Origin of the sequence: Gordonia sesuvii, from assembly GCF_036350415.1 — a bacterium.
Classification (GTDB): domain Bacteria; phylum Actinomycetota; class Actinomycetes; order Mycobacteriales; family Mycobacteriaceae; genus Gordonia; species Gordonia sesuvii.
On the sequence record NZ_JAZDUF010000001.1, the window covers coordinates 299,343 to 325,374 of the forward strand.

The 26,032-nt window shown below is 66.0% G+C and carries 25 protein-coding genes and 1 tRNA gene; 7 read left to right on the top strand and 19 right to left on the bottom strand.

What is annotated here, in order from left to right; genetic code table 11:
* Window positions 1-12 precede the first annotated feature (12 nt).
* Window positions 13-1,407 (bottom strand): cystathionine beta-synthase, encoded by a 1,395-nt coding sequence (locus tag VZC37_RS01360; protein ID WP_330430626.1) that lies wholly within the window; start codon window positions 1,405-1,407, stop codon window positions 13-15.
* A gap of 120 nt (window positions 1,408-1,527) precedes the next feature.
* On the opposite strand from VZC37_RS01360, the gene VZC37_RS01365 reads away from it, so the two are divergent.
* Genes VZC37_RS01365 through VZC37_RS01375 form a run of 3 tightly spaced genes read left to right on the top strand, consistent with a single transcriptional unit; the run spans window position 1,528 to window position 4,024 of the window.
* Complete coding sequence (locus tag VZC37_RS01365) at window positions 1,528-2,580, top strand: SGNH/GDSL hydrolase family protein (RefSeq protein ID WP_431309337.1); 1,053 nt, start codon at window positions 1,528-1,530, stop codon at window positions 2,578-2,580.
* A gap of 16 nt (window positions 2,581-2,596) precedes the next feature.
* Window positions 2,597-3,820, top strand: coding sequence for an acetyl-CoA C-acetyltransferase (locus tag VZC37_RS01370; RefSeq protein ID WP_330430627.1), 1,224 nt, complete (start codon window positions 2,597-2,599; stop codon window positions 3,818-3,820).
* 33 nt (window positions 3,821-3,853) lie between these two features.
* Window positions 3,854-4,024, top strand: a complete 171-nt coding sequence (locus VZC37_RS01375; protein WP_330430628.1) for a hypothetical protein — start codon at window positions 3,854-3,856, stop codon at window positions 4,022-4,024.
* A gap of 190 nt (window positions 4,025-4,214) precedes the next feature.
* On the opposite strand, the gene VZC37_RS01380 is transcribed toward VZC37_RS01375, so the two are convergent.
* The 3 genes from VZC37_RS01380 to VZC37_RS01390 form a co-directional block, all read right to left on the bottom strand.
* On the bottom strand, window positions 4,215-5,072 hold the full coding sequence (locus VZC37_RS01380) for a Bax inhibitor-1/YccA family protein (protein ID WP_330430630.1): 858 nt from the start codon (window positions 5,070-5,072) through the stop codon (window positions 4,215-4,217).
* Between the two features lie 122 nt (window positions 5,073-5,194).
* Window positions 5,195-5,881: a TetR/AcrR family transcriptional regulator gene (locus VZC37_RS01385; RefSeq protein ID WP_330430631.1), complete on the bottom strand. Its 687-nt coding sequence runs from the start codon at window positions 5,879-5,881 to the stop codon at window positions 5,195-5,197.
* The gene (locus tag VZC37_RS01390) at window positions 5,835-8,144 is read right to left on the bottom strand and encodes an MMPL family transporter (protein WP_330430632.1); all 2,310 of its coding nucleotides are present in this window, start codon (window positions 8,142-8,144) and stop codon (window positions 5,835-5,837) included. Before VZC37_RS01390 ends, VZC37_RS01385 begins: the two co-directional genes overlap by 47 nt.
* 209 nt (window positions 8,145-8,353) lie before the next feature.
* Here VZC37_RS01390 and VZC37_RS01395 point away from each other — a divergent pair.
* Window positions 8,354-8,427 (top strand) — tRNA-Leu (locus VZC37_RS01395).
* 80 nt (window positions 8,428-8,507) lie between these two features.
* On the opposite strand, the gene VZC37_RS01400 is transcribed toward VZC37_RS01395, so the two are convergent.
* From VZC37_RS01400 to VZC37_RS01455, 12 genes are all read right to left on the bottom strand, one after another.
* Complete coding sequence (locus VZC37_RS01400) at window positions 8,508-9,173, bottom strand: HEPN domain-containing protein (protein WP_330431669.1); 666 nt, start codon at window positions 9,171-9,173, stop codon at window positions 8,508-8,510.
* A gap of 2 nt (window positions 9,174-9,175) precedes the next feature.
* On the bottom strand, window positions 9,176-10,231 hold the full coding sequence (locus tag VZC37_RS01405) for a DUF262 domain-containing protein (RefSeq protein WP_330430633.1): 1,056 nt from the start codon (window positions 10,229-10,231) through the stop codon (window positions 9,176-9,178).
* 38 nt (window positions 10,232-10,269) lie between these two features.
* Window positions 10,270-11,694, bottom strand: a complete 1,425-nt coding sequence (locus VZC37_RS01410; RefSeq protein WP_330430634.1) for a tyrosine-type recombinase/integrase — start codon at window positions 11,692-11,694, stop codon at window positions 10,270-10,272.
* A 1-nt stretch (window position 11,695) separates the two neighbouring features.
* Window positions 11,696-12,307 carry a recombinase family protein gene (locus VZC37_RS01415; protein ID WP_330430635.1) on the bottom strand — a complete coding sequence of 204 codons (612 nt, stop codon included), beginning with the start codon at window positions 12,305-12,307 and terminating at the stop codon, window positions 11,696-11,698.
* A 225-nt stretch (window positions 12,308-12,532) separates the two neighbouring features.
* A complete protein-coding gene (locus VZC37_RS01420) occupies window positions 12,533-13,399 on the bottom strand; it encodes a hypothetical protein (protein ID WP_330430636.1) in 867 nt (288 codons plus the stop codon).
* A 184-nt stretch (window positions 13,400-13,583) separates the two neighbouring features.
* Window positions 13,584-16,121 carry a bifunctional DNA primase/polymerase gene (locus VZC37_RS01425; protein WP_330430637.1) on the bottom strand — a complete coding sequence of 846 codons (2,538 nt, stop codon included), beginning with the start codon at window positions 16,119-16,121 and terminating at the stop codon, window positions 13,584-13,586.
* Window positions 16,122-16,132: 11 nt separating this feature from the next.
* A complete protein-coding gene (locus VZC37_RS01430; protein WP_330430638.1) occupies window positions 16,133-16,543 on the bottom strand; it encodes a hypothetical protein in 411 nt (136 codons plus the stop codon).
* Window positions 16,540-17,448, bottom strand: coding sequence for a hypothetical protein (locus tag VZC37_RS01435; RefSeq protein ID WP_330430639.1), 909 nt, complete (start codon window positions 17,446-17,448; stop codon window positions 16,540-16,542). Before VZC37_RS01435 ends, VZC37_RS01430 begins: the two co-directional genes overlap by 4 nt.
* A complete protein-coding gene (locus VZC37_RS01440; protein ID WP_330430640.1) occupies window positions 17,445-17,753 on the bottom strand; it encodes a hypothetical protein in 309 nt (102 codons plus the stop codon). The genes VZC37_RS01435 and VZC37_RS01440 overlap by 4 nt, the downstream gene beginning before the upstream one ends.
* A gap of 743 nt (window positions 17,754-18,496) precedes the next feature.
* Complete coding sequence (locus VZC37_RS01445; protein WP_330430641.1) at window positions 18,497-18,856, bottom strand: hypothetical protein; 360 nt, start codon at window positions 18,854-18,856, stop codon at window positions 18,497-18,499.
* Window positions 18,853-19,083: a hypothetical protein gene (locus VZC37_RS01450; RefSeq protein WP_330430642.1), complete on the bottom strand. Its 231-nt coding sequence runs from the start codon at window positions 19,081-19,083 to the stop codon at window positions 18,853-18,855. Before VZC37_RS01450 ends, VZC37_RS01445 begins: the two co-directional genes overlap by 4 nt.
* Window positions 19,068-20,243 carry a hypothetical protein gene (locus VZC37_RS01455; RefSeq protein WP_330430643.1) on the bottom strand — a complete coding sequence of 392 codons (1,176 nt, stop codon included), beginning with the start codon at window positions 20,241-20,243 and terminating at the stop codon, window positions 19,068-19,070. Before VZC37_RS01455 ends, VZC37_RS01450 begins: the two co-directional genes overlap by 16 nt.
* A 794-nt stretch (window positions 20,244-21,037) precedes the next feature.
* Here VZC37_RS01455 and VZC37_RS01460 point away from each other — a divergent pair.
* A complete protein-coding gene (locus VZC37_RS01460) occupies window positions 21,038-21,529 on the top strand; it encodes an FBP domain-containing protein (protein ID WP_330430644.1) in 492 nt (163 codons plus the stop codon).
* Window positions 21,530-21,543: 14 nt separating this feature from the next.
* Here VZC37_RS01460 and VZC37_RS01465 read toward each other — a convergent pair whose 3' ends face one another.
* Window positions 21,544-21,885 carry a VOC family protein gene (locus VZC37_RS01465; RefSeq protein ID WP_330430645.1) on the bottom strand — a complete coding sequence of 114 codons (342 nt, stop codon included), beginning with the start codon at window positions 21,883-21,885 and terminating at the stop codon, window positions 21,544-21,546.
* A 67-nt stretch (window positions 21,886-21,952) separates the two neighbouring features.
* Here VZC37_RS01465 and VZC37_RS01470 point away from each other — a divergent pair, with 67 nt between their 5' ends.
* A complete protein-coding gene (locus VZC37_RS01470; RefSeq protein ID WP_330430646.1) occupies window positions 21,953-22,516 on the top strand; it encodes a TetR/AcrR family transcriptional regulator in 564 nt (187 codons plus the stop codon).
* On the opposite strand, the gene VZC37_RS01475 is transcribed toward VZC37_RS01470, so the two are convergent.
* The gene (locus tag VZC37_RS01475) at window positions 22,471-23,823 is read right to left on the bottom strand and encodes a hypothetical protein (protein ID WP_330430647.1); all 1,353 of its coding nucleotides are present in this window, start codon (window positions 23,821-23,823) and stop codon (window positions 22,471-22,473) included. The two genes, VZC37_RS01470 and VZC37_RS01475, sit on opposite strands and share 46 nt — an antisense overlap.
* A 59-nt stretch (window positions 23,824-23,882) precedes the next feature.
* Complete coding sequence (locus VZC37_RS01480) at window positions 23,883-24,794, bottom strand: alpha/beta hydrolase (protein ID WP_330430648.1); 912 nt, start codon at window positions 24,792-24,794, stop codon at window positions 23,883-23,885.
* 64 nt (window positions 24,795-24,858) lie between these two features.
* Here VZC37_RS01480 and VZC37_RS01485 point away from each other — a divergent pair, with 64 nt between their 5' ends.
* Window positions 24,859-26,016, top strand: coding sequence for an MFS transporter (locus VZC37_RS01485; RefSeq protein ID WP_330430649.1), 1,158 nt, complete (start codon window positions 24,859-24,861; stop codon window positions 26,014-26,016).
* Window positions 26,017-26,032: the final 16 nt, after the last annotated feature.

The following is a 26,032-nucleotide window of genomic DNA, read 5'->3' on the forward strand; positions in this document are numbered from 1 at the left end:
CTGACTGCCGGCTCAGCCGACGGTGGGGTGGCTGCTGACGAAGGCCAGCAGGTCATGGCGGGTGATGACACCGATCGGTTTGCCCTCTTCGACCACCATCAGTGCGTCGCACTCGGAGAGCGCCTTGGTGGCCGCCGACAACGGCTCGCCGGAACCGATCAGCGGGAACGGATCGCCCATGTGCTGTGAGACGGGATCGGCGAGATTGGCCCGACCCTCAAAAACCGCGCCGAGCAGGTCACGCTCGGTGACCGCGCCGGCGACCTCGCCGGCCATCACCGGCGGTTCCGCCCCGACGACGGGCATCTGGGACACACCGTATTCGCGGAGGATCTCGATGGCGTCGCGCAGCGTCTCCTGTGGGTGGGTGTGCACCAGATCGGGCAGCGCTCCGGTCTTGCCGCGCAACACATCTCCGACGAGGGACTCCTTGGTCTTGCCGTCGAGCGGCGACCTCAGGAAGCCGTAGCTGCTCATCCATTCGTCGTTGAAGATCTTGCCGAGGTATCCGCGGCCACCGTCGGGTAGCAGAACCACCACGACGGCGTCCGGCCCTTCGCGTTCGGCCACCTCGAGGGCCGCCACGACCGCCATCCCGCAGGAGCCGCCGACGAGCAGTCCTTCTTCGCGGGCGAGACGTCGCGTCATGTCGAACGAATCGGCGTCGGAGACGGCGATGATCTCGTCGGGCACCGTCGGGTCGTAGGCGGTCGGCCAGAAGTCCTCGCCCACCCCTTCGACCAGATACGGACGGCCGGTCCCGCCGGAGTACACCGATCCCTCGGGATCGACGCCGACGACCTGCACCGAACCGTCGGAGACCTCCTTGAGGTAGCGGCCGGTCCCGGTGATGGTGCCGCCGGTCCCCACGCCGGCGACGAAATGGGTGACCTTGCCCTCGGTGTCCGCCCAGATCTCCGGCCCCGTGGTCTCGTAGTGACTCTGCGGCCCGGCCGGATTGGAGTACTGGTCGGGCTTCCAGGCACCGTCGATCTCGCGGACCAGACGATCGGAGACGGAGTAATAGCTGTCCGGGTGATCCGGCGGGACCGCGGTCGGGCACACCACCACCTCGGCGCCATAGGCCCGCAGAACATTCCGCTTGTCCGCGCCGACCTTGTCCGGGCACACGAACACACATTTGTAGCCGCGCTGTTGCGCCACGAGCGCCAGTCCGACGCCGGTGTTGCCCGACGTCGGTTCGACGATGGTCCCGCCCGGTTTCAGCGCACCGGACTGTTCGGCGGCATCCACCATCCGCACCGCGATGCGGTCCTTGCTGCTGCCACCCGGATTCAGGTATTCGATCTTGGCCGCGACGAGACCCGAACCGGGTCTGGTCACCGAGTTGAGCTTGACCAGCGGGGTGTCGCCCACGAGATCCACGACGTGTCCAGCAATGCGCATGTGTCCATCGTCCCAGAGAGGTGGGCACGGCTCGAACTCGGACTAAGCTGGCAGCCGTGTTGTGGAGGTGTGAACAGACGGATCGGTGGTCTCGCCGATCCGGTCATCGGTCAGGGCATGATGGACAACAACCGCGTTCTGCGTGACGTCGGGGCGACCGTGGCGGCAACGGCGGCCAGCGCCGGGGCGTCGTGGGCGGCGTACAACTACCTGAACAATCAGGCGGTCACCGCTCGCACCGTGATCCCCCACCGCACCGACGACGCCCCCAACGGCGACGGTATCTACCTACCCGACGGCACCGGCCCGCATCGCTACACCCGCACGACGCCGGTCGACCTGTTCTTCGTCGTGTTCGGTGATTCCACCGCGGCGGGTCTCGGCGCCGACACCGCGGACGAGACGCCGGGAGTCCAGGTCGCGCGGCGCGTGGCCGCCGAGACCGGGAAGACCGTCCGGTACGCCAACAAGGCCATCGTCGGGGCGACGTCGCGGGGACTCGCCGCCCAGATCGACGCGATGTTCATCACCGGTGAGCGCCCCGACCTGGCGGTCATCCTCATCGGCGCGAACGACATCACCGCCCGCAACCGGATCCGGACGTCTGCCCGACGGCTCGGCGAGGCGGTATCGCTTCTCGTCGCCCAGGACGCCGCGGTGGTCGTCGGCACATGCCCGGACTTCGGGGTGATCACGGCGATTCCACAGCCGCTGCGTACGGTCCTGCGGCGCTTTGGACTCCGGCTGGCCGCCGCACAGCGTGGCGCCGTCCGGAATGCGGGTGGTCGGCCCGTTCCGATGGCCGACCTGCTGGCAAAGGAGTTCCTCGCCAAACCCGAGCACATGTTCTCTCCGGACCAATATCATCCGTCCGCGGCCGGGTATGCCCTGGCGTCCGACATCCTGATGCCCGAGGTACTCGCAGCCATCGACGAGTGGGGGCCTACGCCACTCCCGCAAGCTCCCGAGGTGTCCGAGGCGGTGGAACGGCGGCGGCTGATCACGCGCCTTCGCCGCCTGCTCGGACAGAGCGAGAACGAGGCCGCCGCGTCGTCGGCGCTGCACGACCAGGGGTCCGACGACGGGACCGGGCGCGGTCCGCAACGCCCGGAAGCCGAAGCGCGGGTAGGCGCGCAGCTCAGTGGGAGCGACCCCGAACCAAGCAACTGCTAGGGGGTAATCTGGCGACATGCCTGAAGCAGTGATCGTCGCCCATGCCCGCTCCCCGATCGGCCGCGCCGGTAAGGGGTCCCTCAAAGATGTCCGCCCCGACGAGCTCTCGCGCCAGATGGTCGCCGCGGCCCTCGCGAAGGTGCCGGAGCTCGACGTCGCCGACATCGAGGACATCCACTGGGGCATCGGTCAGCCCGGCGGGCAGGGCGGTTACAACATCGCCCGGGTGATCGCCGTGGAACTCGGCCTCGACCACGTGCCCGGGGTGTCGGTGAACCGGTATTGCTCGTCGTCGTTGCAGACCACCCGCATGGCATTGCACGCCATCAAGGCCGGCGAAGCCGACGTGATCATCTCCGGCGGCGTCGAGAGCGTGTCGAGCTTCGGGATCTCCGGCGGCGCCGACGGCGCCCCCGATTCGAAGAACCCGGTGTTCGACGAGGCGATGGCCCGCACCGAGAAGTCGGCCGAAGGCGGAGCCGGCACCTGGCACGATCCTCGCCAGGACGGTCTGATCCCCGACGTGTACATCGCCATGGGCCAGACCGCGGAGAACGTCGCCAGTTTCACCGGGATCTCCCGTGAGGACCAGGACCGCTGGGGTGTGCTGAGTCAGAACCGGGCCGAGGAAGCGATCAAGGCCGGCTTCTTCGAGCGCGAGATCGACCCCGTCACCCTCCCCGACGGCACCTCCGTCACGACCGACGACGGGCCGCGCGCAGGCACCACCTACGAGAAGGTGTCCCAGCTCAAGCCGGTGTTCCGGCCGGACGGCACGATCACCGCGGGCAATGCGTGCCCGCTGAACGACGGTGCCGCAGCCCTGGTGATCATGAGCGACACCAAGGCCAAGGAACTCGGCCTGACGCCGCTGGCGCGCGTTGTCGCCACCGCGGCGACCGGTCTCTCCCCCGAGATCATGGGTCTCGGACCGATCGAGGCCATCCGCAAGGTGCTACGCATCTCGGGGAAGTCGATCTCGGACATCGACCTCGTGGAGATCAACGAGGCCTTCGCCGTCCAGGTGCTCGGTTCGGCCAACGAGCTCGGCATCGACCACGACAAGCTGAACGTCTCCGGGGGTGCCATCGCACTCGGCCACCCGTTCGGGATGACCGGCGCACGCATCACCACCACGCTGCTCAACAACCTGCAAACCCACGACAAGACCTTCGGCATCGAGTCGATGTGTGTGGGCGGCGGCCAGGGCATGGCGATGGTGCTCGAGCGCCTCAGCTGACCAACCCGTCGAAAGGGCGCCCACTCTCGTCGAGTGGGCGCCCTTTTCGTCGACTGGGCGCCCTTTTCCGTCCGCTGGGCGCTACTTTCCGTCGACTGGGCGCTACTTTCCGTCGACTGGGTGCCACTTTCCGTCGACTGGGTCAACCGCCCTGAGCTGCCGACACTCAGCAGCATCGACCCGGCGGCCGAGGTTGCCCAATGAACGAGAAACGGCGCCCACTCGACGGCAAGTGACACCCAGTCGACGCGAAACGGCACCCAGTCAACGCGAAAGGGCACCCACTCGACGGCAAGTGACACCCACTCGACGCGAAAGGGCGCCCAGCCAACGCGAAAGGCCACCCACTCGACGTGAGTGGGCGCCCTTTCGAGACGTGACTACGACGTGGTGACTATTCCGAGTTGAAGTAGCTCAGCAGGCGCAGGATCTCGACGTAGAGCCAGACCAGGGTGACGGTCAGGCCGAGAGCGACTCCCCAGGCGGCCCGTTCCGGGGCGCCTGCGCGGATGAGCCGGTCTGCGGCGTCGAAGTCGAGCAGGAAGCTGAACGCGGCGAGCGCGATGCACACCAGCGAGAAGATGATCGCGAGCGGTCCACCGTCGCGGAGACCGAAGCCCTCACCGCCGTTGAAGAAGCCGATGACCAGGTTGCCCAGCATCAGCACGATCACGCCGATCATGCCGGCGAACAGCATGCGGGTGAACCGCGGGGTCACGCGGATGGCGCCGACCTTGTACACCACCAGCATTCCGAAGAACACGCCGAAGGTGCCGAGGACCGCTTGCCCGATCAGTGCTCCGGCCGACGTGTCGCCGGACACCATCCAGTTCGCGAACACGAACGAGATCGAACCGACGAACAAGCCCTCCAGGAGGGCGTAGGCGAGAACGATCGCCGGATTGTCCTGCTTGCGACCGAACGTCGCGACGAGGACCAGAGCCAGGCCGCCGAGCGCGCCGACGAGCATGAGCGGGGTCGCGAGCGCCTCGTTGGAGTCCACGAGGAAGTACGCCGCGATGGCGGAGATGGCCAGGACACCCAGCGTCATCGCGGTCTTGGTGACCACGTCGTCGATGGTGAGCTGGCGGGAGACCGGGGGTGCCGGTCGCGTGTAGGGGTCGGTTTGCTGACCGTACTGATTCCACATGGCGCCTTGGCCGGCCGCGGCCGCTCCGGCACCGAACCCGGCGGGGCCGGTCTGGTTATCGCGGACCACGCCGCGCATAACCGGATTGCTGCTCTCTCGCACCTACGTGCTCCTTCGTACTTGATGGTCTGCAGTGACAGGCGTATCTGCAAGGTCAACGCGTACAGAGGCCGTCGGGTTCCGACTTTACCTTCTCTTGACCTGAGTGTCGTGCGACCGCCGGCTCAGCGCCGCGCGTGCCGTTGATCACGCAGCCAGGCACGGACCTCGTCGGGCTCGGTGTCGACCCCGAGCATGCCCAAGGTCGTACGGCCGAGACAGACGGCACGGAGCAGCGTCTCCGCCAATCGGAGATCGTCACCCCACGCGAGACCCGGCTTGGCCAGCATCAGCGACGCCACCCCGTGGGCGGCGGCCCAGAGTTCGAGGACCACCTCTCCCACGTCGGATGCAGGATAGAAGCCCTCGTCCGCGAGTTCGGTCACCGTCGCCGACATCCTCGTGAACGCCGACGCGGAGAGGACCTCGTCGACCTTCGACGGCCCGGGCGCACGCTGACGGAAGGCGATGCGGTACAGAGCCGGCGTGGCGATGGCGAAGCGGACGTACGCAAGACCCTGCTGCAACGCCCGCTCGAGTGGATCGTCGATGTCGACGGCCGCCGCGGCTAATTCGCCGTCGAGCTGCTCGAAGTACCGCGCACACACTGCATCGAGGAGCTCGTCCTTGTCGCCGAAGTGCAGGTAGATAGAGGGCGGCGTGACCCCGACCCGCGACGCGACCGCACGGATCGAGACCGCGGCATCGTCTCCGTGTTCCACGAGTAGCTCCGATGCCGCCTCGATGATCTCCTCGGCTAGGAGTTCACCCGACCCGCGGGGTGAGCGGGTCCTCTTCGCTGTGCTGCGCACTGTGCTCCTGTGTCGATCGTCGATCCGGCGCCGCCGGGACCGGGGCCTGCCCACCTTCCGACAGGCCGACCCTGTCGTGAAGTCGGCGCAGAGGTCCCGGCGCCCACCAGTTCGCACGACCGGCGAGGCGCATGAACGCCGGCACCAACAGCATGCGGATGACGGTCGCGTCCATCAGGACCGCGAGTGTCAGGCCCACCCCGAACATACGCATGAACGAGACCCCGGACGCGGCGATCCCGGCGAAAACGATACTCATCAGCAACGCTGCGGCGGTGACCACACGACCGGTGCGCGCGATCCCGACGGCGACCGCGTGGTCGCTGGCAGCGCGTGTCCCGTCCGAGGACAACCACTCCTCCCGGATGCGGCCCAGCAAGAACACCTCGTAGTCCATCGACAGCCCGAACGCGATGCAGAACATCAGCACCGGCATCGTCGCGACGAGATAGCCGGTAGCGGTGGCGCCCAGGCCGTCGAGGTGACCGTCCTGGAAGAACCAGACCATCGCACCGAAGGTCGCCGACAGCGAGAGAATGTTGAGCACGAGCGCCTTCAACGGGAGCACGACGCTGCCGGTGAACAGGAACAGCAGAACGAACGTCGCGACCGCGATCGACCCGAACACCCAGGGCAGGTGGGCATAGATGGAGTCGACTGTGTCCGAGTTCGTCGCGGCAGGCCCGGTGAACAGCACCTCCACATCGCCCGGCGGCGCGATCGCGCGCATCGACTCCAGTTGCCGCTGCCCGTCCTCGTGCATCGGTTCCACGCCCGACGACACCGTGATGATCGCGGTGTCGCCCCGCAGGTCGGCCGGAACACCCGACGCAACCGCCCGTCCGTCGACGAAGGTGGTGGCCGGGGTGGTCACCGAGTCCACGTCAGCAACCGCGGACAGGCGGCTCGCGTAGTCGTCGAGCATCGACGGATCATCGACGCCGGTCACGACGACCGCCGCGGTGGAGGCCATGTCCTGCTCGAAGTCGGCGCGGATCTCCTGCTGGATCGCGTGCGACGACGCGGACTCCGGCAGGACCCGGTCGTCGGGGAATCCGAAGCGGATGCCGAGGAACGGCGCGCCGAGCACGAGCAACACCGCGGTCACCACAAGAGCGACCGGCAGCGCGTGCCGCAGCACGAACTGCACCAGGCGATACCAGCGGGTCTCCTCGATCGGCCGAGGTGACGGGGCAGGGCGACGCAGCAGGCGGCGCACCGGCCGGCGGACGTCGAGCGCGTCGATCCGCGGGCCGAGCACAGCCAGCAACGCCGGGGTGAGGATCAGCGCGGCGAGCGAGGCGACCAGCACCACACCGACCCCGGCGAACGCGAACGAGCGCAGGAAGTACATGGGGAAGATCGCGAGCGCCGCGAGCGACAACGCGACCGTCACGGCGGAGAAGGCGACCGTCCGTCCTGCGGTGACCATCGTGGTGACGATCGCGGTGGACCGTTCGGCCCCGCGCGCGAGCTCCTCCCGGTAGCGCGTGACGAGCAACAGCGTGTAGTCGATGGCCAGCGCCAGACCGAGGGCGGTGGTGAGGTTGAGCGCGAAGATCGACACATCGGTGAACGCGGCGATGAGCCGCAACAGCGCGAAGGTCCCGATGATCGCCACGATGCCGATGACCACCGGCAATGCGGCGGCGACGAGCCCGCCGAACACCACGATGAGGAAAAGGAAACTGATCGGGATCGCGATCCCTTCGGCGATCGCGAGGTCCCGCGCCGTCTGCTCATTGACCTGGCTGAACACCAGCGCCTGCCCGCCGACCCGAACCGTGATGCCGTCACGTTCCCCGCTGAACTGCTCATCGATCTCGGCGGCGTACCCGGGTGCGTTCTCCTCACCGCCGTCGAGCCGGAACACCACGAGCGCCGACGACGAGTCCTCACTGACCAGGCCGGGCGCCATCGTCGGGTTGTCCCAGACCGACAGGATCGGTTCCTGCACATGCTCGTTGGCCGCCAGTTCGGCGACGATCCCGGTCCCGACCTCGCGGGCGACGGGGTCGGTGGCCATGTCCATCCCCGCGGGGCCGTCGAGTTTCACCACGACCTGCATACCGCCCCGGTCGAAGGTCTCGTCGAGGATGAGGTCGGCGCGCGTCGAGGCCGAATCCGGGTCGCTGTACCCGCCGGCCAGCAGATGGCCGGCGGCGGTCGCGCCGAACACACCGGCCACCACGAGCAGCAGCACCGCTCCGGCGAGCACCTTTCTCGGCGCCTGCAGAACCAAGTGAGTCATCTTCGCCAACATCGAGCACCCCCGAATCGGTGAGTTATCGACGTTAAGTTATCAGCATTAACCAAAGTCGGTCAATCGTCTCAACGGATGATCATGGAGCTCGGTTGGGGCCGGATCGCGGCCTACGCGACAACCGCCGCCGCGTCCGCGCAACACCGCGCGTGACATGCTGTGAGTCGCCGTGCTTGTCTCGCGGGGCTCGTCGAGCCCCCGAGTTCCAGGCCCCTATAGCCCAATTGGCAGAGGCAGCGGACTTAAAATCCGCCCAGTGTCGGTTCGAGTCCGACTGGGGGCACTGCATCAGTGCAGGTGGAGCCGATTTCAGAGCTCTCAACCCTCGGCTGAACGACTGAAATGCCACCCCCGTGCTACCCGCTAGCGCAAGTAGGCGCGCGAACTCAGGTAGTCCTCCGTGGCCGCGTGGAAGTGCACCACTAGACCATCGATCCTGTCCAGAAGCCTGAGAGTGTCATCGATCGAGTGCATTCCGGCCACAGTGGCAGTTTCTTCTTCTCCATGTGCCACGAGATTGCGAAGGTCAGCGATTGTCGTGAGAGCGAGTCCGGTACGAGGATCGGGAAGACTTCCTCCAGACAAACCAAAAACTCGCCAAATTGTATTCAAATGCGCAGGCCGTATCGTGCGACCGTCGAGCGGAATATTCGCAGAAGAAAGTCGAAGCGGAGCAGCAGATTCGGCAGCCGCGAGTACTTCAACCCGCTTTTCCCACATCTTCAAACCACGCACATCTTGAAGAGAGAGAAACTCGTTTCCCATTGTTATCGAGAATAATGAATAAATAGCGTCTCGGCAGCCCAGCCCTCTTGAATTAATTTCCGTTATCGTGGCTTCAACTACATCATTGACAAACTTCTCCACTGCCGCAGCCACTAGTACATATGCCGACGAGTGGACATCCTGCCGCATAAGATGTCTCGACTTCCGACTGAACTCAACATCACAGTAGTAAAGCGACTGACGCACACGATCCACCCGATTTCCCGCGAGACTTAGCGCTTCGTCGAGGTCCAAAAACCCCATCGTCACTGCGGGGTCAGTAGCTCGCGGGCACGTTCTATCCTCTCAGAGAGCTTGCGCTTGGTGTTGGTGGCACCAGTGCTCGCAGTCACGAGCTTATCGTCGTCGAGCCAACCTTCCGCCGGTATTGATGTGCTTCCATGCTGTTCCAACACATCGGACGCAGCCACAAGAACCGCCTCGAGTTCGTTCTGCGGTGTCACGCTTGTCGATTTTCGTAGAAAGTACTCATTGCCGACCGCGGCATAAACAGCGTCAACGGCATCCTTGAACAACTTTTCCTTGGCGCCGATCTCGTCCGCAGGGAGGACACGATTTAGTTTCATATACTCATTCAGAAAGTCCTTCACACTACCTTTGAAAGAATCCCTATTCTCTTTGTATGCGAAGAACTTTAGGACCAACTCTTCCATAGTCGCATTGTTCTGATCCTTCGACTTCAGCTTCACCAACGAAGTGAAGTTAGAATACTCCGCCAAATCCCTAACAAGCTCGTTAAAGGTTCCTTCATAGAGGCAGGCACGAACCTCCTGCTGACTCAGCGCAACCGCGCCGCGGTTGAGTCGCTCGAAAGTGTCGAACCGGGTCTCTGGGTCACTCTTGTCCGACAGAGACGTAACCCCGATACCTCTCTTTAAGAAAGCCAGTCTGACAGGCCCTGGAAAATCGTCAAATCCCAAAGAGTTAAACTCTGTGAGTTTTGCCATACCTGAAAGTGTTAACGGCTCGTCACGAGATATTCCAGATAATTGCTTCTCCGTCGCAAGTGCGAAATGTATAAGAGTCGACACTCGCTGCAACCCATCGACCACCTCCCAGGTTCCGTCATCGTTTGTAGCAAAGAAGAGGTTCGGTATCGGCAATCCCAAGAGGATCGACTCGATCAAGCGCGATTCGGCTTCTCTATCCCAGCGAAACTTACGTTGGTACGTGGGGGCTCGATGCAACTCCTCGTTGTCCGCCATGCTCAGGAGTTCACGGACCGTGATGGTGTAGTTGTCGACGTCAACCTTTCGCCGAAGGTTGTCTAACTGTCTCGTCATCGCACGTACTTCTGCCATGCGAAACGAGCATAGAGGACCATTCGGCCTGCGATGCGCTACTGCCCGAACATCGGCACGACATTCGACGGCTCGGGCGACGGGATCGGTTCGGCCAAAGTGGGTTCGGGCAGATTGTTCAGCGCGCCGCCGTCTTCCTTGGGAATCCAGTCGCCGTAGGTGTCCAGGGTGAGGGTGAAGGTGCTGTGACCCATCCACCGGCTGACCTGCATGAAGTGGACGCCCGCCATCAGCTGCATGACCGCGAAGGTATGACGCAGATCGTGCAGCCGGACGCCCTGCTGGGCCGGTGCGTCGGCCGTGGCTGGGCGGCTAGCCGGTAAGCCCACGGCCTCCAGCGCGGGCTTGAGAATCGTGTCGTAGAAGGTGCCCATTGCCAACGGCTGCGACCAATCCAGCGGGACCGCGTACCGCTCCCCCGCTGCTCGGTATCCGCCGCCGTTCTTCCTGCTCGGCCACAACGGTGCTGTGGGTTCGTCTGCGCGAGGGTGGGCAGCGGCGTGGACGCGCAGCTTCTCGGCGAGCCAAGGCGGGACGGGCACCTTCCGCACCGACTTCCGGCTCTTGGGCGTGGTCGTCAGCCAGTCGCCACTCTTGCGATCCTTCGTCCGCCGCACGTGGACGACGCAGCGCGTGGTCTCGGGGCCGGTGGTGAACTCCAGATCACTGATCTCCAGGCCAGCGTTCTCGCTCGCCCGTAGGCCGCTGTAGGCCAAGAACTCCACCATCAGCGCGTACACCGGGTACGCGGGGAGTCCGCCCGCCTTCCCGGCCAAGGCGGCGCTGACCTCGGCCACCTGTTGCGCGGTCAGCGGGTGGTGCTGGAACTTCTCGCGGTCGCCGGTGGCGCGCTTACCGCCGAAGTCCACGCGCTCGGTCGGGTTGCTGGTGATCGCGCCGTGCTGCATGGCGTACCGCATCACTCGTCGGAGCGTGCCCCATGCGTGCTTGACGGTCGCGGCCTTGATCGGCGCTCCACCGTTCTGCCGCGACTGCTTGCGCACCAACGACGTCAAGAAGTCCTCGCAGTCGCGTGGACCGATGCTCGCCACGGCCTTGCTGCCGAACGGTTCGAGCAGGTACCGCCTGACGACTTTCTCGTAGTCGCCCAGGGTGCGCTGCTTCAACCGTCCCTGCGCGACCTTCACCTGCTGGCTCTCGATCCACGCCTGCGCGTAATAGCCGAACGGCAGATCGCCGGCCTTCCGCTGCTCGGCCAGGGCGCTGGTCTGTCCAATGTGCTTGGCAGCGTTCAGTTCGTCGCGGCGGGCTTCGGCGTCCTCTCGGGTCGCGAACGATTCCTGTCGGTTGCGGGTCCGCTTGCGGCCTTCTGGGTTCGTCGGGTCCACCGGGATCGGCAGCCCGTAGTCGTCGCGTTCGGTCTCCTTCCAGATGACGCGGTAGGTCTTTACCGGCTTGCCGCGCTTCCGGTCCTTGGTCTCGTACGTCTTGATCCAGGCCATGTCAGGCCACCTCCTGTGTGAGTCGTGCGAGCACCCGCCGCACGGTGCTGTAGTGCCAGGTGTCGCCGCCAGTCGCGGTGGGGACCTTCTCGGCGGTCAACCGGCTGGCGATGGCCTTCGCCCCGAGCCCTTCGGCTGCGAGCACCTGGATGCGCCGCTGGGCGCTCACGCTGATGAGGCCCTGCTCGCCGCGCTTTCGCTTCGCGTCGAGGGCTTCCCGCGTGCGGCTGCCGATCTTCCGGCGTTCCTCCGCGGCCACGCTCAACCGAATGTCGGCGAGCATGCGCTGACTTGGGTCGCCACTGTCTGCGCCGTCGCAGTCCAGCAGTCGCCACCCGTAATCGTTGGCGCGCTTCATGATCTGCGCTGCGTCCAGCTGGTCGCGAGTGACGCGATCCAGCGTGCGCACCAGCAGAGCCTGCGCGACCCCCGACTCCACAGCGGCAATGGCTACCTCGCGTCCGTGCATGGCGTCGGTCTTCGCTCCGCTGACCACATCGGTGCAGACGGTCAGCAACTCGTGGCCGCGTGCGCGGCACCACTGCTCCAGGCTCTCGCGCTGAGCTTCCAAGCCGAGACCGCTGTCGCCCTGCCGTTTCGTGCTGACTCTCACGTACCCGATCACTCTCACTTGGTCTGCCTCCCTTGGGGTCTGAGGGTTGCGGTGTTGCCCGCACCCCTTGCACCCCCAACACTACCGCAGTGAGACGTGCGTCACGTTTCGAACGTTGCTGTCTCACAGACTCTTTCGGCTCGTTCGGGGCGTTGACGCGGCCCCAGGGGTGCCAGCGTGCGCGGCTGGGTGGTGTGCGTCGGCCTGCGGGACGCTCAGCCCGGTCTAATGGCGGTCCCTGCGGTGGTGTTGCGGTATAGGCGCGGCCCGCAACTGGGTGAGCGCGTCCTCCATGCTCTGGAATCCGCCGTCGTCGTCGCGGGGGTCGCGGTGGTCGTCGGGCCGGGGCGCGGGAGGCTCAGGACGCGGAGCCGGCGACACCACCGGATCGTCCACTACTTCGGCGTCGACCACGGCGAGTTCCTGCGCGATCCAGTCGTCCTGCGCGGGTTCGTCGGTAACGCCTCGGCGCGAACGACTCTCAGCCCGCGACCCGCCCGCCATCATCGCGTTGAGGATGTCTTGGAAGCCCTTGTTCGGGCCGACCTCGACTTCGACGGCGGTCTTGGCGCTGAGGCCTGCGCGGTCGAGAGCGTCGCGGGTGGCCGCCAATTGGACTGCGGGCGGGACGTTCTCGTCGTCGGTAAACCGCAACAACCGGCGCGCCATGCGGTCGCTCGCGTCCTGGAGTCGGGCGCGTGCCTTGGCTTGGATGTGCGGAGCCAGACCGCCATGCGCGGGGCACACGTTGCCGCCCGCTATGGCAATCCGCGTGCAGGGCTGGCCGTTCGTCTTGCGCGCCGTACACACCCGATCCGGATTGGGCGTGCGTCCGTCGCCCCATACGACTTCCTTTGGTTTCCGATTAGCGTCGAACCCGCGAGTTGCGACCACGACCGGTGGCTCCTGCTCAGCTTCGTCGGTCTGTGAATCCTCGACGTCTACGGGCTCCCAAATCTCGAACGCCGGATCGTCGGGGTCGCGCACCCAACGTCCGGGTTCGCCGTCCTCGTATTCGATCGGCGCGTGATTCTCCATCGCCAGGGCGGGGTGGTCGTGGGTTTCGTTTGTGCTCGAATCGTTCTCGTTCATTTCGTTCTCCTCCTCCTCTGCGGGTGGGGGGGGTACGGGGTGTACGGGTACACCCCCCTCTCCGATTGCCCCTACACCCGCGATTGGTAATTTCTGATGTCTACCTGGGCTTTTGCTGTGGCCGCGCACGGCAGTTTTGCGCAAGGGGGGTGTACACGTACACCCCTGTACTCCCCCTTGCGGCCTATGTAGCCGGTTGCACACTCACCTCCTTGAACACCACTTCGTAGCTGCCTTGCTCGCCGTCCTCACGGACCACGACGCCCGCCGCCACCAACCGCTCGATGGCCTCGTCGTAGTGGTCGCGCAGGTCGTTCTTCAGCTTCGTGCGGCCCGCCTTCCGCGACATTCGCCCGGCCTGCTGCACGTGCTTGCGCACCAGGTCCACCGCTCGCGCAATCCGATGCTCAGTGACCTCGTCGGTACGCACGACCTCTCGACGCGCCTCCGCCTTGGCTCTCGCGTCGTTGGCACGGTCAGCACGATTACGCAGATCGCCCACGGTCTGCGCTCGGGTCCGGTCGCTCACGGCCTTCACAATCCCGGCGAGCTCCCAGTCCTCTTCCGTGATCTCGTCCGTGCGCCCGTTCAGCCACATCAGCACCGCAGCCACTTTCAGCCGCATCATCGTGCCGTGACTGTCCAAATCGTCGCTGTAGTCGCCGTCGAGGTCGGCTTCGGTCTCGGCGTCTATCGCGTCCTCGATCACCTGCGCCACCCCCAACACGTGAAAACCGTCCGGGTCGGCGCGCTCGGCCAGCCGCAACTCCTGCAGATCAAACGACATCACCGTCTCGTCGCCGGCGTCGCCCGGCTTGGCGTCGATCTCGCGACCTTCGGTCACCAGCACGCCGCCTGGCCAGCGCGGGAGTTTCAGCGCCCCCGGATTTTCTGGACGTTGCTTGGGCCGATCGGGGTCGGTCGTCGGGAAGAACAAAAACCGCTGCGGCGTACCGCCGTCGGCGTCCTCAAACAACGTCTGCGACCGCCCCGGCTGCACCCCGACCATCATCGCCATCCGGTAGCGGTGCCGCTTGATGGCGAATTTCTTGTCTTCGGCGGCATAGCCGAAGCCCAACTGTTCACCCATCCACGCCTTGCGGAGTTCGGGCATCAGAGTGGAACCGCTACGGCTCTTCAACGCGGCCAGCGAGTCGATCTCGGGAACGCTGAACATCACCGAGTTCCGCACGTTCACCTGTTCGGTGCGCTTCTTGTAGGCGTACTCCTTGAGAATCCCCTCGCCGCTGCCCGGTGTGGCCGTGTGAACTTCTGGGTCGGTGCGCAGGGCGTCTTCGGCGGCAGATTCCGACGTGCCCTTGCCTTTACCCGACGGGGCCACCACCGCCGTGAACAGATTCAAACTGCCGTAGCTACCACGCAGGTCCGGCAGCACCACCGACGGCGGGACGACCGCGACCGCTCGGGCCAGCACCGCACCGAACATCGACCACGGCCCCACTCGCCGCGACCGGGCGAAGTCTCGCAACTGCGCCAACTCCGGTCGCGCTGACCAGAACGCCTCCTCGTCGATGACGGCCTTGGCCGGATCGTCACGGTCCAGCCGCGCCAGAGTCTCGGCCGGATCGGCTAGCTGAGCCTGCGCAGCGGCCCACGTCGCCACTCGCAGGAACTCGTTCGCCGTCGGACGTTTCCGGCCGTCAGCATTGCGACCATCCCACGCGAACGACTCGTGAAAGGCATCCTGCAGTCGCTGAACGGCTTCATCCGCCGGATAGCATCCCGCGCGCACTTCGCGAAACGCCCACGGCAGCGCTCGCACCAACGCCTCGTGACTACTACCGCCGTCGCGGACCTCCTTCTCGAACGCCACCAGCACCCCGTCCAGTGCGGCGGGCCGGTCCTGGCGGTTGTGGTCAGGCGCACCCACAAACGTCGTGAACTCGACATCAGTCAGGGGTTCCGCTTCGTGCTCGGGCGCCTGCGACAAGCACCGCCTCAGTGCGTCGGGCAACGCTGGCAGTGGCCCGGTGCGCGTCCACCGATACTCGCCGTCGTCTTTGACGTGCGGGGTCGGCGCGGCGATGATGACGCCGTTCTTGCCGCGCACGTCACCAAATGGCCGGAACGCTCCTGCGCCGTTGCCATATCCGCCGTCATTCACGAACAGGTAGTGACCGCGATCGGGATTGTCTCGCCGGCTCAGCTGACACGCGCCCTGGCGTAGACCGTCCGCGATGTCCCGCGGAAGTTCATCGAGCGCAGCATTGTCCAAGTCGAAGATGACCCCACCACTGCGCCCGACGTGCAGTGCGATGCCGTAATCGGGGTTTTCGTCCCACCACCGCCTGATCTGCTCGGGGTCTCGGCTGGATTGACACTGCCACCCCGTGCCGACCACACTGCCCGGATTCTTCGTACCGGGTTCCACAGGCAGGACGAACCATCCGGCACTGGCATACGCCAAGGCCGCATCGAGCAGACCGAGGCCACCCACATCAGGGACGGTCGGCGGAAAGAGCCGGATCAGCGTGCAACCATCCAGCATTGTCGAGCGAGTCACGTGGATTACGTTCGGCAGCTTGCGTTTACGCGATGGTGTCGCTTCGTGGGGCGCGGTATGCTGGGTCACTGAGAGGCCTTTCAGAGGATGCTTCTTGTCGAGTTGAGGACGCCGACCCGCCTGCCCTACAGATCGGGTCGGCGTCTCTCTTGTGTGAGATAACTCGTTGCCCCGCAACGGGTATAGTTGTGCAGTCATCACTGATGACTTCAGAAGAGCGTCAAGCTCTCCGCGTGAATCGGGGACGTTGCCGGTAGTGCCGGTGGCGTCCCCTTCGCGTTGAACGGCTGGGGCGTCGGATTCAACGGTTGACGCCACGCCGTCGCCACCAGTGGGCACACCGGCACGTCCCGTCCGGCGTGGCGAAGCTCAGACGGCCGCGAATGCCCTTGTAGCCGCACCGCCGGGTACCGCACACCGGCATACACAGCCCACACCACACAGAACCCATCGGGCGGAACACACCGCACGCGGCACCATTCGCGCCCACGATGATCCACGATCACCCGGCGGCCCCACCGCCGCCGCACGCACGCCACGAAACCCAACAGCAGATCGTCCGGTAGGTCCGGGTCGCGGTCTACCGCGAGGATTCCCGAGCCGGCGACCGGCGCGCTCATCGGGCCGACTCACACGGGAACCCGTGCTGGGCGTCCCACAGATCGCGGGCGTAGTAGTCGGGACCGTCGCCGATCTCGTCGATGCAGTCCTCGCACGTGGCGAACAATCGCAGCGACCCGCCAGAGCTGACCAGCATCACGGCACAGTCGACGTCCTTGCCGCACCACCAGCAACCGAACGCATACTCGGCCAACATCCGAGCGACACGGAACGCCGTGTAACCCGCCGGAACCGGCCACGCCACCAACGCCAGAGCCATCCGCTCACCGTTAGGTAACGGTCCGTCCTGCCCATAGTCGCCAAACATGGAGCGCCGATACAGATGGACCACCTTGACCACCGGCCCCGTCACCGCGACCGTCAGCTCCTCGTCGATGTATTGCTGTTCGCGTCGCGCCAAGGCCTCACGCTTGCTCGCGGGGCGCGGCACCGGGCCACGGTTCACCAACTCATCGCGCAGGTCGTCAGGTAGATAGAACCGGCCACGAGGCAGCAGCGGCAACACACCACGCCCCGGCAGGTCGCTGTGCAGGTAGTCGATGTCGAAGAGCGCCGCGTACTCGCTGGGCAACGCCAGCGTCGGCGCGCTCAGCCAGTTCACCGATCCGTCCTCGCGGTACATCGGTCCGCCGCCTTCGTGAATGACCCGCGTGACCTCGTCGGCCACGCGCTGCGGACGGCGTTCCCACGGCGTGAACTCCACCCCGGCCACGTCCGGGCCGAGCACCGACACATCGGTCACCACCGCATCGGGTTCACCGGCACGGTGATCCGGCCCCATCGCCGCACTGATCGCGTCGACGGTGGGATTGGCGTCCGCTGAACGCCGTAGCTCCTGGTCAGCCATCGACGGCGCGGTAATGCCCTGCTCGGCCCAACGGGGATCGGGGATCGGCGCGCTCATGCGGCACCGCCTTCGACCGGGCGGGCCAGCGACTCGATGAAGCGGACCACGCCCGCCGGACTGTATGCGTTGCGAGCACTGAGCTTGAACACCTGGATTCGCCGGCTCTCGGTGGCGTGGCGCAGCATGCTCTTGGTCAGGGTGACGCCCAGTTCGTCTCGGGCGAAGGCGATCACGTCCTGCGCGCCGATAAGGGTGGGCTGTTCGGACCATTCGATGTTGGTCGGCTGGACCAGATGCTGGCGATTCCGTACGTTCTCGGGCCGAGGCGGGGTGGCGCGCTGTGGCGCGGACACTCTACTCATCAGGAACCTTCCTGTCGGGTGGATTCCTGATGAGGAGGTGCTCCGCAGGAATCCATCTGGATGGGATGGAGACCTGGGAGGTACTGGTTGTGTCCCGGCTGGTGCGTTCGACCTCCACGGGAGCGGTGATGGATATTTGCCCGTTCAAGGCTGCCCGGCAGTCCCGGCAGTTGCCCTAGTCGCACTTTTGCCCGCACCGGGTGCGGCATGGCCGCTTTGGTGCTGGCCACATACTGCCACGCACCCGGCATCCGTTGCAACAAATTGCGGCTCCAGAGCTACTGGCACACAACCGAATACGCGAGAATGCTCGTCAACTTTACGGCCAGCCTCGCCCTCATTTCCACGCTGAGAGGCTTTCGAGTCGGCGGGGTCTGCGAGTATGGCCGAAACGAAGTCAACGGCGCGGTTCCGTGTCCGATTTTGAAGTGATGCGAATCACACGCCGAACCCCACCGAGCGGAGCCGGGAAGCGACCGACTCGGTGGGGTTTGGGTGTGCGGACCGGGCACGTTGGGAATGTGAGGCGGTCCGCTCCCCGCCGTCCTCGTTAGAGAACGTCGGGGTCGCAGGGCGGACAAGTCAACGCCCTACTCGCCCGGGACACGTCAACCGGGCTGCCTTGTGCGCCTCGGCCCCTGCGGAGCCTTGGTGCCTGCTCTGGGAGGCCGATCAGACCGGCCTGCTGGTCGGCACCGCCGACGACGCGGCGCGATACGTGCGCGGGTGACGTTGTAGCGGGGTCAACGCCGCACCTTGACCCCGGCTGCCGATCGCCGGCCGAGGCGAGCCCTACCGACCCGCTGGCCGATCTTGGCTCCAGCCGCCGTCGACGCAGACGCGAACGCCACTGACCGTGCGGCGGTCACCTTCGCGACGGCGGGAGCCGGGACCAACGCACCCACGGCAGCACCGGCCACCGCGTGCCGGGCCACCGACCGACGCCGCGCCCTGGTCTGCGCTCGCCGCGCCTGCTCGATCTCGCGGACGCCTGCCTCGGCCCGCTGGAGCGCGTCGTCGGCTTCGTCGAGAGCACTGACCACTCGGATCCCCGGTGACGCCGCGAAGCGACCCAGCCGGTCGCGCCGATACCGGCGGCTCACGACGCGCCCCGCGCTCGGCGTTCGGCGAGTTCGTCAGCCAAGGCGCGGAGGCCCGAAGGTTCCTCGGCTGGAGGGGTGGTTCCGCGATATGCGCCTCCCTTGCTCGGTGGTTCGTCTTCGAGACCGGGCGGCACGTTGCCCGGCCCCCAATCCAGTTCGCCAGCTTCGGGTCCGTAGTCGGGCGCGTTGGCCTTCAGCCACTCGGCGTTGGTCACGACCACGCCCACGACGGCGCGGTATAGGTAGCGTCGGTCGTTATCTGCACGACGCAGGCCGCACCACGGAACCGTACGCCCGTACCAAAACTCCTTTGGAAGAATGAATCTTGCAGTGGGTAACGCTGATCCTTGCCGGGAATCAGACGCAGGCCGCGATAGGCCGGGTTCGTATGCTCCCGGAAGGCAACGGGATTGGAGGCGGCGTTCGGTCCGCCGGTCGCCACCACCGCGATGTAGCCGGTCGGGAGGTAAAAGCTGGGCACGATCCAGCTCGGCCCGACTGAGCCAAGCACCTCCAAGCCGGCGAACTCGCCGGGCGCGACCTGTCCAACGACAGTCTCGGAGGTGAGGAAGGCGGGCGCGCTGGCGCTGGGGATGAAGTCGTACTTGCTCTCGATGCCGTTGGTCTCCTGACCGGCGCGGAAGGTCGCGATCACTTCGGCTTCGTTCGGGTGGCACAGCACCAGCAAGCGCGAATTCGCGTTGATGCCAAAACCCTTGCTGCGCACCTGCTCGATTGCGTCTTGGAGATCGCCGGGATCGACTGCGGAGTTGCCACTGACGAGATAGTGACTGTTGGTGCTCAGGAACTCCTGCCCTGCATACGGCGGGGGAACCATGCCATCGGTGCCGTTGTAGAGCCCGTACACCTTGTGCGCGAACTCGTTCACGCCTTCGGTCGGATCGAAGAGCCGGCGAAGAATGCTCCCGGTAACGAGACGATTGTCGGATTCCATCGCGCGATTTATCACACTTCGCACTTGCTCGGCTGAGGCTGACCTGAGAAATTTCCAAGAAAAACGAGAAGCCATATCATAATCTTCAAAGGAATTTCCCAGGATCAGCGCGTCGGGCGCGGCGCGCAGGCCGGTCGGCTCGCCGAACTCACTGGCGACCTCGAAGTGATCGCCACCGATGGTCTGCGGGATTGCGTCGGCGATGCTGGTCGTAGGGTACGAGATCAGCGACGCCAAGGCGGACCGCTGCTTGTTCCACATCGTCATTGCCGACGCGGATTCATCCCAGATCTTGTTCAGGTCCAGGCCGTCGGCGGTGCTGGAGACGAGCACGTCGCCTTCGCTGCTGTAGCCCCGGCCGGAATCGGCTCCGTAGGCGAACAACGGGCGCGTGTTCCAGTGCGCGGGGGTGAACGGTCGGGTGGTGGTCATGATTGCTCCTTGTTCGGATTCTGTACGTGTGCTGTCGCGGGGGCCTCTCCCGCGAACGTCGGCCCACTGAACCGAACGGGCGATCTTCAATTGGCGACCCGAGAACAATCGGGCGGTGGAATCCCGGCGCGGCTGGGAGTGCGGCCCGAGAACCTTCGGGCGGAAACGAATAGAACAACCGCGACGCAATCGCGGAGAAAGCGGGCGGCTCCCTACTGGGAAGCCTGAACGGTGGGGCGCGGCCCCGCACTGCCGTGTACACGCCACCGTAGGCCCCGGCTCCGACCACCCGCCAGCATTGCTGCCCCGGTCCGGCCGTCGCCGGCGAATCGCTGCCGTGCTACCCCCGTGCTACCCACCGGCGCACTGTCGGCGGTGGGTAACCGGTGGCCGCTACCGCGCCATAGGTGGCGAGAAGTAGCCCCTCACCTGCGGTGATTCCGTGAGAGCGCGAGCGTTGGCGCTGGTGGGCGCTACTCGGAGAACAGCGCACCGGGAGTACTTAAAATCCGCCCAGTGTCGGTTCGAGTCCGACTGGGGGCACCGTCAGATTGCCGGCCTATGCCGGAGAACGCACGCTCGTCCGACAACCTGCTTGTCGCACTCGGGAGAGTTTGACACCATCGGCACCATGTCATCGTCAGCACGGAGGCCCGCTGGGCACGAGGGGGTAGCCGGCAGCTTCGCCGGCCTCGCTTGAGTGGCCCGCCCCCAAGGCACGTGAGTCGTCGAACGGCGGCCCGTGCCGCTTCAGGCGTACCTTCCTTCCTCCGAACGACGTCAAGGACATACTCATGCACGCCCTCACCGAGGCGCAGATCCGCGCCTGTTTCGTCAATTCCACTCGTCGGGAACGTAATTCGCTGACATTTCCGATCGGCTTCGACGCCATCGACTGGGAGAAGTTGCTCTTCCTCGGCTGGCGCGACCCCAAGCTGCCGCTGGTCGGCTATCTCGTCACCCCGGTCGACGACGAGCCCGTCGGAGTGATACTCAGACTCGGGTCATCGCAACCGAGAACCCGTCCCCAGTGCTCGTTGTGCGAAGACGTCCAGCTGCCGAACGAGGTGGCGTTCTACAGCGCCAAACGGGGCGGCGCCGCCGGCCGCAAGGGCGACACCCTGGGTGCGTTGATCTGCTCAGAATTCCAGTGCAACGCCAACGTTCGAGCGAAACCGTCGAAGATCTTCGCCGGTGCCGACCCCGAAGCGGTGCGCCAACTACGCATCGAAGGCCTCGGCAGGCGGGTCGAGCGTTTCGCTCGGCGTGTGGCCGGTTCCGCCTGAATCGAACGTCGCGATCAGCCGCCCGTCGACTGGTCGAGCACATACAGCGTCGCGCCGCCCGGATCCCGGTAGGTCGCCATGAAGCCGCCGGGGATCTCGGCCGGTTCGTCGACCACCGCGAGCCCCGCGGGCAGGGCCGAGTGGAAGTCGGCGAGGCTCTCGACCGAGAACACCGGCCCCGGTGCGGCTTCGGGATCCATCGCGTCGATCATCAGGCTCGCCTCCGAGCCGGGAATCGCCAGCGTCACGGTCAGGTCGCCCTCGCGCCAGGCCTCCTGCCAGCCCAGGCCATCGCGGTAGAGGGCCAACGACGCTTCCAGATCCTTGGTCGGTGCCAGGAAGAACTCGAGTTTCATGTCCATACCTTTCGACGGCGTGCGTGGCGTAATTGGATTATGGAAAGCATAACGCCATTATGGAGGCATGCGCCAGTGGATACCGGTCTCGACCTCACCGAAGGGGCGGCTCGCTTTGCGGGCTGTCGAGCAGTTCGGCTCCAAGCCGTTCGACGAGGTGACCGTGGGTGCCCTCGCGTCGGCGGCAGAGGTGACGACCGGAGCGCTCTACCACCACTTCGACAGCAAGTTGGGGCTCTATCAGTTCGTCCGCGCCGACGTCGAGCAGCGCCTGCTGGATCGAATGGCCGGCGCTGCCGCCACATCGCGCAGTGTGAGTGACGTTCTGCTGGTCGGGTTCGACTACGCCGTGGCCCAACGGTTCGCCTACCTGTTGGGACAGCCACCACCGAAGTCCGGCGAGGACCCGGTGGCGCAGTTCGTCGACGAATTGCTCGGGCACGTGGAAATCACTGCCGATCCCACCATCATCGCGGCGCTGTGGCGGGCGGCGCTCATCTCGGCGGCGGCGGGTACGGATCGTGCGCGAGACACGCTGGTGGTCGCGCTCTCTGGTTTCGAGCACCGCGGCGGACCAGGCGGCCGTCAGGGCTTGGGAGGTGGCGAGGGCGTGAATGACGATTCGCCATAGAACGTCCGATCCGACGTCGGCGGTTGCGCCACACCACTTTTGCCGATGATCTTCTGATCGATCACCCACTCGGTGTGCTCCGCATACACCGTGCGGGTCAACGTCGGGCCGACGACCGCATCGACGACGGTCCATTCGTGGGCATCGGGCTGACCGGAATCGGCGATCTGCTGCGCCTTCAACACGTCCGGATCAGGCGGAATCCGCGTCACGATCGCCTGGGTGCGGGTCTCGCTGCCGGCGGCCGTGACACGATCTGCCTGCACCTCGAAGTGCCAACTGTCACCGACGGTGGTGCGCCCGTTGTACGTGACGACCCATCCCGCCTTCTTCGGGAACATGCTGGCGGTCCCGATCCGGGCGAAGACGGCGGCGGCATCGTCGGCGGGTGGATTCGGCCCCGTCCACGTGAACACCTTCCGACGCGTGTTCTTCTCCTTCGCGGCCTTCAACAACGCGGCCCAACGCCCCTCCGGCACATCGGGATAGCGCGCACGGAAACGTCGCGCCCGCTCGTCCGCGGTCACGGTGGGATGCCCGGGATCGGAGATGCTGTATTGGAACAGTGCCTCCTCGCTCACCACGGGTTTGCCTTTGCCGACACTGTGGAACGAGTATTCCTGCTTGTGGGTGGGAGCGCTGACGCTCACTTCTCCGCCGAACGCCTGATCGATCGCGTCGAGCATTCGTTGCGACCGGCCGATGTTGCAGCCGCGGATCTCCACCCGCGTCGCGCTGTCGATCTTCGTCGCATCGGCCACCGGTAGCGCTCCCGACGCGTTGGCATCGCGCAGCTCCTTGAACTCGAGACGCGGTTTGCGATCCCCGGATGAGGCGTCTTTGGCGGCATCAGCGGTATTCAGCGAGAATCCGAGGTTCCCTTCTTCGTTGGCGTGGGAGACGATGATGATCCGTGACGCGGCCGCGGTGCCGGCATTGACGTGGGCGATCACCTCGTCGAGAGTTCGCTTGCCCCGCACCAGTTGTGCGCCCTTCTCGTGCTGACCGAAGTACACCGCAGCCGCCGAGTAGAAGCTGTCGCGCGTGGGGTCACCCATCAGGAACACATAGTTCTGCCGGGGTGGCGCCGCCGCAACCGGATTCGGTCCGTTGCCGGTTGCGGTCGGCGCGCCGACGTCGCGCTGCAACGCCTGCACGACAGCACGATTACCGGCGTTCGTCTGAGCCCGGTCCAGGACGTTGCGTGAGTTCACGAGTGCAGGGGCGCTGCCGTGCCGCGACACCGGCCGGGTGGTCCCGCCGTGTGGGCGTGCGCCGTCCGGTGAGCTGATCCGGAAGGCCGACATGGCCAGACACTAATTCGCCACGCTTCGCCATGTCGTGCCCGTAAGGGCAGAGTCCTGTCCTACGTACTCGCTTCGAATGCCTTTCGCACCGCCGCCACCTGCATCCGGAAGAACTCCTTCGAGACCGGCGCAGTCGCGGTGACCAGATCGAATCCGTGGAATGCGCCGTTGATCACCTCGACATCGCATGTCACTCCCGCTGCACGGAGCTGCTCCGCGTAGGCGAGGTCCTCGTCGTAGAAGAGGTCCAGGTCGCCGACGCCGATCCAGGCGGGCGGGAGGTCGGCGAGATCGTCTCGCCGGGCAGGCGCGACGACCTCCGGAACGGCGTCACCGAGATACGACGTCCATCCGTATCGGTTCGAGCTGCTGTTCCAGACCCGGAAGCGGGATTCATTGTCGGCGGGACCGTCGGAGCCGGTGCGGTCGTCGAGCATCGGGTAGACCAACAGCTGCAGGACCGGCGCCTGCTCGCCGAGATCCCTGACCCGCAGGGCCAGCTGAGCGGCCAGTCCGCCGCCGGCACTCGCGCCGCCGATGGCGATCCGCGACAGGTCGACGCCGGCGAGTTCTCGCGCGATCCCGAGCGCCTCGTGGCAGTCGTCGAGGGCCGCCGGGAACGGGTGTTCCGGCGCCAGACGGTAGTCCACGGAGACCACCACGGCCCCGAGATCCGTGCTGAACCGTCGGCACATCTCGTCGTCCTGCTGCGCCTTGCCGAATACGTAACCACCGCCGTGAATCCACAGCAGCACGGGCACATCGGCAGCAGCACCGGCCGGCCGGAAGATCCGCGCCGCGCCGCCGGACGGAAGATCCCGGACCTCCACATCACCCGTACGTTGCAGCCTCGCCATGATGTTCTGCACAAACCGGATGACCCGGATACGGCGCGGACCCGCGACTCCACGGGGCAAGACCCGGGCCAGCCGAGCCAGATCCGGGTGGAATTCCTGCTCGGTCGAGGTCATCTCGTCGGCCGCCTCTCATCAACGATTCGTTGGATCTACTCATACCCCGGCACAATCACGCTCGATGGACATCGACGAAAAGAGCACGAAGCGCTACGCGCTGCCGGCGGTCCTGCTGGTCTTGTTCACGACCGGTTGGGGCGCCAATCATTTCGCGTCGATGATTCCGGTGCTGCGGACCGACGAAGGTCTGTCGGCGACCGTCGTCGACGGTGCGTTCGGCATCTACGCGCTCGGGTTGCTGCCGGGGTTGTTCGGGGGCGGCACGCTGTCGGACCGGGTCGGCCGCAGGCCGGTGGTCTTGTCGGGCGCGATGCTCGCGGGCCTGGGCAATCTGATGATGATCGTGTGGCACGACCAGGCCGGCGTGCTCGTCGGCCGTCTCGTCGTCGGGCTCGGCGCGGGTCTGACCATCGGGGCGGGCACCGCGTGGGCGGCGGACCTGCGTGGACGGTCCGGAGCGACGCTGGCCGGAGCGGTGCTCACCACCGGGTTTGCCCTCGGACCCGTCATCACCGGGCTGCTCGCGGAGTTCGTCCCGCATCGACTCGAGGTGCCGTTCGCGGTCACCGGAGTCGCGTCGTTGGTGGTTGCCGTCGCGGCGATCGTGCTGACCCCACCGGCACACTCTCCGGTCCACGACTCCGCCGACGCCCTGGAGACGACCACGCGGTCGGTGCGAGCCGCGCTGTCGTGGTCGATTCCCATGGCGTTGTGGGTCTTCTCGTCGGTGACCGTCGCGGTGGTCGTGATGGCCGCGCGGATCGGCGATCGATACGAAGGCGCATGGGTGCCCGGTCTTGCCGCGGCGCTGTGTCTGGGCTCCGGCGTGGTCGTGCAGTTCGTCGTGCGTCGACTGCACACCGGGCCGATGACCGGCGTCGTCGGCGCTGCGCTGGCCGCGATCGGCTTCGTGATGGCCGCGGCTGCGGGTTCCGAGCCGAGTCTGGCCGTGTTCGCGCTCACCGCGATCGTCCTCGGGCTCGCGTACGGGCTGTGTCTGCGCGACGGCCTCGTCGACGTCGAGACGATGACGCCCGCAGCGAGCCGGGGCCGCGTGACCGGAATCTTCTACGTCGCCTGCTACCTGGGCTTCGGGCTGCCCGTGCTGCTCACCAGCATCCGTGGGTCGGTCGGCGTCGTGGCCCCGTTGGCGATCCTGGCGGCGGCCGCAGCGGTCGCGGCGACCGCGCGGGCGGTGCGCGTCCGCCGGTCCGGTTGACCGGCCCCCCGATACG